Raw genomic sequence first — 10655 nt, 5'->3', positions numbered from 1 at the left:
CCCGAGCCATTGTGGCCAATCAAGCCGTAAACCTTGCCCTCATGAAAGCTGTGGTCAATGGGATTTAGAATCTGCTTACCATTGATTTCAAAGGTAGCGCCTTTGACCTCGAACATGAATGACTCCTGGCGATAGGGTTAATAATAATGGCTCTATTCTAGTGCTAATGGTTCTCATTTTTAACAAAAAAATTAAAAGATTTCTGTTGTTGGGCTTAGATAAGCCCTGCGAGGGCTTGAGTATTGGCGGCTAACGCAGTGCTACGGGGCAAGCGTTGGGTTGTGAGTTAACGAGGGTAGGCTTGCAAGATAACCTTTACATGGTAATGAGAATCATGTGTAATTGATATGTTATCTTGTATCTTTTAGGTTGAAGGAGTTGAGTATGAAAAAGGGCATACATCCCGCTTATGGCTACGTAGTGTTCCGCGATACCAGCTGCGGTGCCACGTTTCGGATCCGTTCTACCTGTACCTCAACGCAGACAATTGTCTGGGATGATGGCAATACCTACCCATTGATTGACCTGGATGTCTCTAGCGCTTCTCACCCTTTCTATACCGGCGAGCAGCGCAGAGTTTCTGCTGAAGGTCGGGTGGCGCGTTTTCAGCAGCGCTTCGGTTTGGTTTCGCGCCGCTCTTCTGGCGCTAAGTAGAGGATATATAGAGTGCAAGTACTTAGCTCGCTCAAGTCCGCCAAAAACCGCCATCCTGATTGCCAAGTGGTCAAACGTCGCGGACGGCTGTATGTCATTTGTAAAACGAATCCGCGCTTCAAAGCGCGCCAGGGAGGAAAGCACAAAAAATAAGCAGGGAATCTCCTGGGGCCAGCGGCTTATTTTTTATCAACGCACAATACAGCGTTTGAACTCAGGGGGGCGTAATATCAGTCAGTTAAGGCTGACTAGCATTATCCCCTAGTTCCATATAGCAAAGTGGCCACAGCACCGTCATTCCTGAGCCACCGCACCGTCATTCCCGAGTGGGGTTATCGGGAATCCACCTTGACCTTGGCCTGCAGCAGCCCGAAACCCCAGCCCAACATGGATTCCCGCTAAGGGCCTGCGGGAATGACAAAGTGGCAGGGCCTGCGGGAATGGCGAGGGCGGTTCGGAGGGCTGGGGTGGAGTCGCCGCACCGTCATTCCTGAGTCACCGAACCGTCATTCCCGAGTGGGGTAATCGGGAATCCACCTTGACCTTGGCCTGCAGCAGCCCGAAACCCCTGGTCAACATGGATTCCCGCTAAGGGCCTGCGGGAATGACGAAGTGGTAGGGCCTGCGGGAATGACGAAGTGGTAGGGCCTGTAGGAGTGACGAGGGCGGCACGGAGGGCTGGGGTGGAGTCATCGTCAGGCACTTATTAAACAAAAAAACCAGCCCATCAGATAATGCCGGTCGGCTTAACTGACTTGCATTAGGGGTGGAGCGGATATTCTGTTAGCAAGAGCTTAAACATGCTAGCAGTTGGCTATGCTGCTCGGGGTGCGCAGCAATTAGGCTGTTCCATTGAACAGGATTTGCCTCACCAGAGATATCCGTGACGGTGTATCCAGCTTCCCGAGCTATCACAATACCGGCAGCGATATCCCAGAAGTCGAGCGCGGCGCCTTGCGACCAAAAAGCATCAAACCGACCTAGGCTGAGATAGGCGATCTCGAGCGCCGCTGAGCCAGGGCTGCGGATACCCGCCACCTGGGGCATTAATGTCGCGAGTTGATTTAGCGCTGTCGTGCAGTCGCCTTTGGCATGGTAAGGCAGGCAAGTGCTCACCAGCATCTCGGTCAGCGGGCGAGGGGCTGGTGTTGTTAATGGGCGATCATTGAGAAAGGCGCCTGTGCCTTGGCCTGCCCAGAGCATCTCATCAAGGAGTGGTTGATAGACAACACCGATGATCAGCGCATCACCTTTGGTGACCGCAATAGACACCGAAAAGTGAGGCACGCCATGCAGAAAATTGCTGGTGCCATCAAGGGGGTCAATAATCACGGTATAGTCGCTATCGGTGGGCGTCAGGCCACTTTCTTCGCCAAGGAAAGCGATATCGGGAAAAGCGCTGCTGATGCAGTCGATAATGATACTCTCGGCTGCCGTATCGTAGTAGCTAACGAAGTCAGATGTTCCCTTTTTCTCAAATGCAATCCGTCCCTTTTGCGAATACCCCTCGCGCAACAGCGCACCTGCTTCATAGGCTGCTTGCTTAACTGTTTCCAGCAAGCTGTTTTCGCTCTCAAGCATGTCGTTTCTCCTGGGAGGGCTGTTATCAAATCGTTTGATAAAGGTAACTAACCATTCATGACATGGCGATGACAGTAGACTTTTTTGGTTTGGTAGATCAGTTGTTTAGTACAAGCATATCGTTATGAAAAGAGGATTAGGCCTCGCTGATTGACTTTACTGCTTGTTAACGCAAATAATAATTATTGTTATTTATTTTGTGGTGTTAGTTAAGGCAGGAGGCCAATCAGTGGATACCCAGACCTGGAGCGCTGAGTTAGAAGATATCTTCGTTAATCAGCGGCCCCGGCTCTGCTGTGTCGCCGCAAGAGTCTTGGGCAATGCTGATCAGGCCGATGATGTTGTGCAGGATGCTTATCTAAAAATTTCAGAAGCAACCACGCTTTTTGAGGTGAGGCAGCCCATATCCTACGTGTCACGTGTGGTGCGCAACCTCGCTATTGACCGTTGCCGCCGTTCGGCATTTGAGTCAACGCTGTTTGCCAAAGAAGAGGAGGGGGAGGCTGCCTCTTACGCGTCACACTCTCCAGAGGTGATCGCGATTGATCGTCAGGCCTTGGCTCAGGTGGTGGATGCGTTGGACGAGCTGCCCGAGCGTACGCGGCGCGCTTTTGAGCTCTACCGGTCGGGGAGCCATACGCAGCGGGAAGTGGCCCACTTGTTAGGTATTTCCACCACGTTAGTTAACTTTATGATTCGCGATGCATTGACTCATTGCCGCCAGTCGCTACAAAGTCAGACGTTGCCAGATTAGTAAGCCTACGTTCCGTCCCCTCTTTGTGGTCGCTTTGTTACACTGTCAACGAACAACAGTAGCGAGGTTTGACAGTAACGATGGATAACGACAGCGGCGATGATGCCGTTTGGCAAGTGGCGCTAGATTGGCTGATGCGCGAGCATGAAGAGTCGTTGAGTGATGCTGATCGCGAGGCGCTCCATGCGTGGCTAGCGGCTTCTTCTCAGCATCGCAGGGTATTTCATGAAGCCGAACAGCTATGGCTGCTAACGGGAATGATCCCCCGCAGTGATGAGCGCAACTGACAAATCACCGCTTTTTGCCCATTCTTTTTTTGTTCCCCCTGGTTTTCTTCCTTGATGGTTTAACGGCTTTCATGTTTTTAAGCACTAGAGCCGTTTGCCCTCACGCTTATTTTTCCTACTTTCTTTCTCCCCCGCATTAAATTTCTATATACCTCACTCGTCATTATGTAATGAGAAGCAATTGCGTTTTGTTTCTCATTTCTTCGTCAACGATGAGGTTAGTTCCATGACAAGCTGTTTTGATCGTGAAGATGCTGTTTTCCGCGTGTTAGTTAACCACGAAGAGCAGTACTCCCTCTGGCCTGAGTGGAAAGCAATTCCTGCTGGCTGGACGGATACCGGTGTGCTTGGCGATAAGCCAACCTGCCTAGAGTACGTCGAAAAAACCTGGACCGATATGCGGCCACTCTCTCTGCGTCAGTGGATGGACGAGCAGCAGGCTGCTGAAGCGGAGCCTGCGAATGCAGGCTAAGCGGCTAAAGCTGCTCTGCCTGCCCTGCGCTGGGGCCAGTGCCACCATGTATCTGCGCTGGAAGCGCCAGTTGCCAGCGTGGATTGAGGTGTGCCCCGTTGAGTTGCCGGGGCGGGGTGAGCGCTTGGGTGAGCCGCTCGTCGACAACTTCGAAACTCAGGTCGTAAAGCTGTGCGAAGAGCAGGCAACGCGGATGCGCGGTGACTTTGCCCTGTTTGGTCACAGCATGGGGGCGCTGCTGGCTTATGGCATCGCTGCTCGCTTGCGCGATGTGGGGCGCCCTCAGCCACGGATGCTATTCGCTTCAGGTAGTGCAGCGCCCTCAATGCGTGATTCAGAGCGCTTGGCGGGCCTTGATAACGATAAGGCCCTGATTGCGGATCTTCGCCAACAGGGCGGCACGCCAGAGGAAGTATTCGAAAGCCCAGAGCTGATGCGTCTCACGCTTGATGTTTTGGCGGCGGACTATCGCCTCTGTCGTAGTTTCCGTTATCGCAGTAGTGCGCCATTCGACTATCCCGTCAAAGTGTTAGCGGGCCTTGCTGATGATATTGAGAAAGTGCGCTTGGAAGCATGGCAGCGCGTAGCGGGCGGGGCGTTTTCTTTGAACTGGTTCGAGGGAGGGCACTTCTTTATTCGCCAGCAGGAAAGGCAAGTAGTGGCAGCCATCGAACAGGCACTGACCCTGCGCCTAGAGGAGGTGCTTTATGCAGCGCCTGCGGTTAGCTGAAACGCTACCCGTGGGGCTCACGGTCTGGCAGTTGCCTCTTGATCTGGAGGCCCCTATTGCAGATGAGGACTATCGGTTGCTGAGTCAAACAGAGCGGCAGCGTGCGTGTCGGTTTCGTCATCACGCCGATGTAGTGCGTGCCGTGACGACTCGTGCTGCTCTGCGGCGGCTGCTATCAGCGCAAACCGGTATCGCGCCAGAGAAACTGGTGTTCAGCGAAAATGCCTATGGTAAGCCTCTCCTGAAAAGCGCTCATGGGCTGGCGTTCAATGTCTCCCATGCAGGGGGGTATGCCCTTATTGCGCTGGCAGCTTGTGGGCAGGTGGGGGTCGATATTGAACGCTGCCGACCCGAGGCCGAGCTTGCATCACTGAGTGGCCTAGTTCTATCGCCGAGTGAGCGACGCTATCACGATAGCGGCCGGTCTGCCTTGCCCTTTATTGAGCGCTGGGTGGTTAAAGAGGCAGTGCTCAAGGCACTTGGGCTGGGAATAGCTGACCATCTACAGGCGCTCTCGGTCAGTCCAGCCTCTGCGCCGCCAACCATTTACCGTCTTGAATACTCGCTTCCTACTTCATCACCTTTGCAAGCATGGCCGCTGCCAGCGCCGTGTGGCTATGCGGCAGCCCTGGGTTATGTCCAGAGCTAATGCTACTCAACGACTTTTTAGGAGATCAATAATGGACAGCCAAAGCACAGCACCAACGCAACCAATCAACGCCATATCCAAACGCCAGGGGCCAGCTGATTCAGAGCTGCCTATTATGATTTCTCCCGCCTACCCAGGGCAGTCGCTGCTGGAAGCTTTTAGCGAGCTGCGTGCTGATATCGAGACGCTGGTGACTAGAGTAGGCGGGGTGTTACTGAGAGGCTTCGACGTGCCGACAGTTGATGATTTTCAGCAGTTTGCTGCCGCTTTCGGTCATCCACTGTTGAGTTATGAGTTCGCTTCTACGCCACGCTCAGCGGTGTCATCGGGCATTTATACCTCCACCGAATATCCCGCTCATCAACATATTCCCCTCCACAATGAGCAGGCCTACACCCGCGAGTGGCCGATGAAAATCTGGTTCCACTGTGTCACCGCTTCACCTGAAGGAGGGGAGACGCCTATTGCCGATAGTCGCGCCATTTACCGCCGTATGCCGGTAGAGATTCGTGAGCGCTTTGCCCCCGGCATTCTTTACGTACGCAACTACGGCGATTTCGATATGCCTTGGCAACAGGTGTTTAACACCGAAGACCGTGCCGAAGTGGAGGCATTCTGCCAGCGCGCGGGGATCCGCTGTGAATGGAAACCTGATGGCGACCTGCGTACTACCCAGCTATGCCAAAGCATAGAGACTCACCCTGTCACCGGTGAGCAGGTGTGGTTTAACCAGGGCCACCTTTTCCATGTCTCCAACCTGCAGCCAGAAGTGCGTGAATCGCTAGAAGAGCTGCTTGACCCCGAAGACATGCCGCGCAACGTCTTCTTTGCCGATGGCAGCCCCATTGACGATGCCATTTTTGATGAGGTCCGCGGCGTGCTGGCCGACGAAACGGTGATGTTCCCCTGGCAGGCGGGCGATGTGTTGATGCTCGACAACATGCTGGTCGCCCATGCGCGCACGCCGTTTAAAGGGCCGCGCAAAGTTGTTGTCGCCATGGCGGAAGGCCACGGCAACCTCTCCAAAGACTGAATACAGCGGCTCAACCCACGCCACGGCCAGGAGTTCCAGCAGGTACGCATATGAATATAAGGCACGCCCAGACAATGAACAGCCACCCGTCCCATAACGATGCTTTTAGAAGCGATGCTGTTAGAAACGATGTTTTTAGAAGCTATGTCGAGCATTTAAGTCGCTTAGCCCGTGAAAGGCCCAGCGACAGGGCGCTGATTGTGGTGAACGCTCAAGGTGATACCGCCCTTGATTACGCCACCTTGGAGCGGCGTTCGCGTGCTCTGGCCAGTGAGCTACAGCAGCGATTCGCGGCTGGTGACCGTGCTTTGATCCTGCTGGATAACGATGAGCACTATGTAGTGGCATTTTTCGCTTGCCTATATGCCGGGGTCATTGCTGTGCCGGTCTTTCCACCGGAGTCGGCCAAACAGCAGCACTTGGCACGCTTACTGGCCATTGCCGCCGACTCCCAGGCCGTTTGCGTGCTTACCTCTACGACAATTATTGATGTGGTCGCATCGGCGAACGAAGGCTTTGGTAGTGCGGAATTGATCCCCGTGGATGGCGTCGATGAGAGCCGCGCTGAACACTGGGTCGAGCATTTCCCTAAGCGCGATGATATCGCCTTTTTGCAATACACCTCAGGTTCCACGGCCACGCCCAAGGGGGTGATGGTGAGTCATGGCAATCTGATGGCTAACGAGCGCGCTATCGAGACAGGCTTCTCGATTGGTGCTGACGATGTCTTCGTTAGTTGGCTGCCGCTGTATCACGATATGGGCCTGATCGGCGGCCTACTCCAGCCCATCTATCGTGGCATTCCTGCGGTATTGATGAGCCCGACCTTCTTTTTGCAGCGGCCGGTACGCTGGCTGGAAGCGATCTCCCGCTACGGAGGTAGCATCAGTGGTGGCCCCGATTTCGCCTACCGGCTGTGCCTTGAGCGTATTCGCGACGAACAGATTGAGACACTCGATTTATCCAGCTGGCGGGTAGCGTTCTCAGGCGCTGAACCAGTGCGCTACGATACCCTTACAGCCTTTATTGAGCGCTTCCTGCCAGCGGGGTTCGCCGCTGACACCGCCGCTCCCTGCTATGGCTTAGCTGAAGCCACACTGCTGGTTAGCTGTAATCCTCGTGGTACGGGGGTACTTGGCACTGCTTTTTCGCAACAATTGCTGGCTCAGGGGCAGGCGTCCTCAACAGCCGAAGGCAATACCCTGGTGGGTTGTGGCACGCCGCAACCCGATCACACTATCGATATTGTCGATCCCGAAGGGCTTCACTCGCTGCCCGAAGGCGACGTTGGCGAGATCTGGGTCAATGGGCCCAGCGTGGCGCATGGGTATTGGCATAACCCTGAAGCAACCGCCAAAACCTTTGTTACCCGTGATGGCGTTAGCTGGCAACGTACCGGTGCCCACGATAGCGATGCTCACGATGCCAATGCACTGGGCCACGACGCCCAAGACGATCGCTGGCTACGCACCGGCGATTTAGGCTTTTTACACCAAGGGCAGCTGTATATCGCCGGGCGTATTAAAGACCTCATCATTCTGCGCGGCCATAACGTCTATCCCCAGGATATCGAGTGCGCTATCGAAGCCGAGGTAGAAGCGGTCCGTAAGGGGCGCATTGCAGCCTTTGCAGTGACCACCCCCGAAGGTGCTGAAGGGATCGGCGTTGCGGCAGAAGTCTCTCGCGGCATACAGAAGCTAGTGCCCGCCGAGAAGTTGGTCGAAGCACTAAGCGAGACGGTGGGGTCCGCTTGCCACGAGCCGCTTTCGGTAGTGCTACTGCTTAACCCAGGCGGTCTTCCCAAAACCTCCAGCGGCAAGCTACAGCGCAGCGCCTGCCGCCAAGGCTGGGAGGCGGGTAGCCTGGATGCCTACGCCGTTCACGCCTTTGGGCATTTTGTCAGCGGTGGCGACGGTGGGGACGCTAGTGGTGGAGAATCATCACAATCTACTGCGGAAGCTGGGAGCGAAACAGAGCAGACGTTAGCGACGCTCTGGCGCCAAGTGCTGGGGGATAATGACACCCAGGCGCAGAGTAAGCCGCTAGGAAGAGACGCTCACTTCTTTGCCAGCGGTGGTAATTCGCTTGCAGCCGTGAGGCTANNNNCAGCCGTGAGGCTAGCCGCCGCCATCAGTGATCACTGGGGCGTCGAGTTATCTCTGCACGTGCTGTTTGAACAGCCGCGCTTATCTGCCATGGCTAAAGCTATCGAAGCACGCCTAGCGGCCTCATCGGATCAACGAGGGGTGGCCATCCCTCGTCTTGAAGATGATCAACGTCAAGGCGATATACCGTTGTCAGAAGGGCAGCGCAGCCTATGGTTGACGTGGCAACTCGATCCCCAGAGCGCTGGTTACAATATGGCAGGGGCGCTTCATCTCAAGGGGGCGTTGGATCCATCATCGCTCAATGCAGCGCTGGAGGCCCTCGTACAACGCCATGATATTTTACGTACTTACTACCCCTTGAGTGAGACAGGAGGTCCGGTTCAGCGGCTAGCGCGGGATTGGCATCCTGAGTTGATCTGTAACGATATACCCGGTGATGCTGCGGTTGAACAGGAGCAGGTACTGCATGACGCACTCACTCAGCTGGCGCGGCAGCCTTTTGATCTTGAACAGGCGCCTCCTTTAACCGTCGCCCTCTACCGCTTGTCCGCGGAGCACCATGTGTTAGCTATCGTTCAGCACCACATTGCTGGCGATGGATGGTCAGTACAGGTGCTCATCGATGATCTATGCGCACTTTATGAGTGCGCCTGCACTCAGCAAGAAGCCAAGCTTGCACCACTGCCAGTACAGTTCGCAGATTATGCGGTTTGGCAGCAGCGTCAGAAGCATAGTAGTGAGCGGCAAAGCCAACTTGCTCACTGGTGTGAACGCCTCTCCGGGGATCATCCCCCGCTAGCGTTGCCTTTGGATCGCCCACGCCAAGCGCTGTCCGCACCCAGAGAAGGCCAGCTGCGTTTTACACTTACCGGTGAGTTGAGCGAGCAGCTACGTAGCCTAGCTCGTGAACGAAGCGTTTCGCTCTATGCTGTGATTTTGGCACTACTAAAGCTGACTTTGCATCGCTTTAGCGGTGAGACAGATATCAAGCTAGGGGCTCCCATTGCCAATCGGCATAAAGCCGAGCTACAAGGCTTGATTGGTTACCTCATCAATGTCGTTGTGTTGCGCACTCAGATTGATCCCACTGAAAATTTCGAGCGTTTGTTAGACGAGGTGAGCGCTACCCTGCTCGATGCTCAGCTGCATCAGGATGTCCCCTTCGATCAAGTGGTGGAGGCGCTACAGCTAGAACGGCAACCGGGGGTACATCCGCTATTTCAGGTGAAGTGTACTCAGCAGGAAATGTGGCAGGCGGAGCGTCACGTGGCTGGCCTGGCCATTCAAGCCGAGCAGGTATTCACGGGTATTGCTCACTTCGATCTGAGTCTCGACTTTTGCGATGAGCCGGAGGGAATAGCAGGTCTATTCGCTTACTCCGCAGAGCTATTCGATGCCACCACGATCGAGCGTTTCTGCCAGGCATTCCGATTCCTGGCCGAGCAGGTCGTCGCTGATCCACGGTCTCACACGGCGATGCTGTCGCTACCCGAGCCTATCTCCGTGCTGGAAGGAAACCAAAGCGAGATTCTCACCCAGGATATCCCCACCCTGCTGTCGAAAGCGGTGGCAACTGATGCTGATGAGTTAGCCGTAGACGATGGGCAATACCGATATACCTATGCCAGCTTGGATGCCCAAGCCCAGCGTCTGGCACAGGCACTAATCGCAGAAGGCATTGGCCCCGAGGTGCGTGTAGCTATTCACGCCGAGCGTTCGTGTGAATACGTACTTGGCATTCTCGCTGTACTCAAAGCGGGCGGAGCCTTCGTGCCGCTGGATCCGCAACTGCCGAAGGAGCGCTTGGCCTATCAATTGGCTGATAGTGGCGCTCGCTTAATGCTGAGCAGCACAGCTTGCGATTGGAACGCTGACGTTCCAGTAATGGCGCTGGCGTTTGCCGATGAAATTCCGGCTGCAGTTAAGCACGAACCACCCATCATCCATCCCCAGCAGACAGCCTATGTGATCTATACCTCTGGCTCCACGGGTAAGCCCAAGGGAGTGGCGATAAGTCACGGTGCTTTGGCCAATTACGTACAGGGCGTTCTGGAGGTGCTGGCGCTACCAGAAGATGCTCGCAACCTGTCAATGGTGTCGACGGTGGCGGCGGATCTGGGGCATACGGTGCTGTTTGGCGCCTTGTGCACCGGCCGTACCTTGCATCTCATTTCACCGGAATGTGCCTTCGACCCAGATGCCTTTGCCGCTTATATGCGGGAACAACAGGTGGACGTGCTTAAGATCGTGCCCAGCCACCTGCGGGCACTTCTAAGTGCGGCAACTCCGGCAGATGTACTTCCGCACGAGCGTTTGGTTCTGGGCGGCGAAGCGACTGACTGGGCGCTACTGGCGCGTATCGCCGAACTCAAGCCAACCTGCCGGGT

10 protein-coding genes and 1 pseudogene are annotated in these 10655 nt (G+C 55.2%); 9 read left to right on the top strand and 2 right to left on the bottom strand.

Annotation, left to right across the window (positions count from 1 at the left end; all coding sequences use genetic code 11):
- Window positions 1–116: pseudogene (locus INT22_RS21020) on the bottom strand (Fe3+-hydroxamate ABC transporter ATP-binding protein FhuC); the annotation flags it as partial.
- A 268-nt stretch (window positions 117–384) separates the two neighbouring features.
- On the opposite strand from INT22_RS21020, the gene INT22_RS13320 reads away from it, so the two are divergent.
- The gene (locus INT22_RS13320) at window positions 385–654 is read left to right on the top strand and encodes a type B 50S ribosomal protein L31 (protein WP_095602579.1); all 270 of its coding nucleotides are present in this window, start codon (window positions 385–387) and stop codon (window positions 652–654) included.
- A gap of 12 nt (window positions 655–666) precedes the next feature.
- Window positions 667–807: a type B 50S ribosomal protein L36 gene (gene ykgO / locus INT22_RS13315; protein WP_082072625.1), complete on the top strand. Its 141-nt coding sequence runs from the start codon at window positions 667–669 to the stop codon at window positions 805–807.
- A 630-nt stretch (window positions 808–1437) separates the two neighbouring features.
- On the opposite strand, the gene INT22_RS13310 is transcribed toward ykgO, so the two are convergent.
- Complete coding sequence (locus INT22_RS13310) at window positions 1438–2235, bottom strand: inositol monophosphatase family protein (protein WP_193068391.1); 798 nt, start codon at window positions 2233–2235, stop codon at window positions 1438–1440.
- Window positions 2236–2464: 229 nt separating this feature from the next.
- Between INT22_RS13310 and INT22_RS13305 the strand changes: the two genes are divergently transcribed.
- The 7 genes from INT22_RS13305 to INT22_RS13275 form a co-directional block, all read left to right on the top strand.
- The gene (locus INT22_RS13305) at window positions 2465–2989 is read left to right on the top strand and encodes an RNA polymerase factor sigma-70 (protein WP_193068390.1); all 525 of its coding nucleotides are present in this window, start codon (window positions 2465–2467) and stop codon (window positions 2987–2989) included.
- 80 nt (window positions 2990–3069) lie between these two features.
- The gene (locus INT22_RS13300; RefSeq protein WP_193068389.1) at window positions 3070–3276 is read left to right on the top strand and encodes a DUF4880 domain-containing protein; all 207 of its coding nucleotides are present in this window, start codon (window positions 3070–3072) and stop codon (window positions 3274–3276) included.
- A 181-nt stretch (window positions 3277–3457) separates the two neighbouring features.
- Window positions 3458–3748: an MbtH family protein gene (locus INT22_RS13295; protein WP_446718952.1), complete on the top strand. Its 291-nt coding sequence runs from the start codon at window positions 3458–3460 to the stop codon at window positions 3746–3748.
- Window positions 3738–4478, top strand: coding sequence for a thioesterase II family protein (locus tag INT22_RS13290; protein ID WP_193068387.1), 741 nt, complete (start codon window positions 3738–3740; stop codon window positions 4476–4478). The genes INT22_RS13295 and INT22_RS13290 overlap by 11 nt, the downstream gene beginning before the upstream one ends.
- The gene (locus INT22_RS13285; RefSeq protein WP_193068386.1) at window positions 4456–5127 is read left to right on the top strand and encodes a 4'-phosphopantetheinyl transferase family protein; all 672 of its coding nucleotides are present in this window, start codon (window positions 4456–4458) and stop codon (window positions 5125–5127) included. The genes INT22_RS13290 and INT22_RS13285 overlap by 23 nt, the downstream gene beginning before the upstream one ends.
- A gap of 31 nt (window positions 5128–5158) precedes the next feature.
- Complete coding sequence (locus tag INT22_RS13280; protein WP_193068385.1) at window positions 5159–6160, top strand: TauD/TfdA family dioxygenase; 1002 nt, start codon at window positions 5159–5161, stop codon at window positions 6158–6160.
- A 50-nt stretch (window positions 6161–6210) separates the two neighbouring features.
- Window positions 6211–10655 (top strand): AMP-binding protein (locus tag INT22_RS13275; protein ID WP_193068384.1); only part of this gene is annotated, 4445 nt, incomplete at its 3' end.

It is taken from the genome of Halomonas sp. 3D7M (assembly GCF_014897885.1).
Lineage (GTDB): Bacteria > Pseudomonadota > Gammaproteobacteria > Pseudomonadales > Halomonadaceae > Vreelandella.
Note: the sequence above shows the minus strand (reverse complement) of the source record. Positions and strands in the feature narration are given on the sequence as shown.

What these genes read in the sequence shown, in the direction of transcription:
- INT22_RS13285 (WP_193068386.1), top strand. Translation starts at nt 4,456, where the DNA reads ATGCAGCGCCTGCGGTTAGCTGAAACGCTACCCGTGGGGCTCACGGTC.
- INT22_RS13290 (WP_193068387.1), top strand. Translation starts at nt 3,738, where the DNA reads ATGCAGGCTAAGCGGCTAAAGCTGCTCTGCCTGCCCTGCGCTGGGGCC.
- INT22_RS13320 (WP_095602579.1), top strand. Translation starts at nt 385, where the DNA reads ATGAAAAAGGGCATACATCCCGCTTATGGCTACGTAGTGTTCCGCGAT.
- INT22_RS13310 (WP_193068391.1), bottom strand. Translation starts at nt 2,235, where the DNA reads ATGCTTGAGAGCGAAAACAGCTTGCTGGAAACAGTTAAGCAAGCAGCC.
- INT22_RS13280 (WP_193068385.1), top strand. Translation starts at nt 5,159, where the DNA reads ATGGACAGCCAAAGCACAGCACCAACGCAACCAATCAACGCCATATCC.
- INT22_RS13300 (WP_193068389.1), top strand. Translation starts at nt 3,070, where the DNA reads ATGGATAACGACAGCGGCGATGATGCCGTTTGGCAAGTGGCGCTAGAT.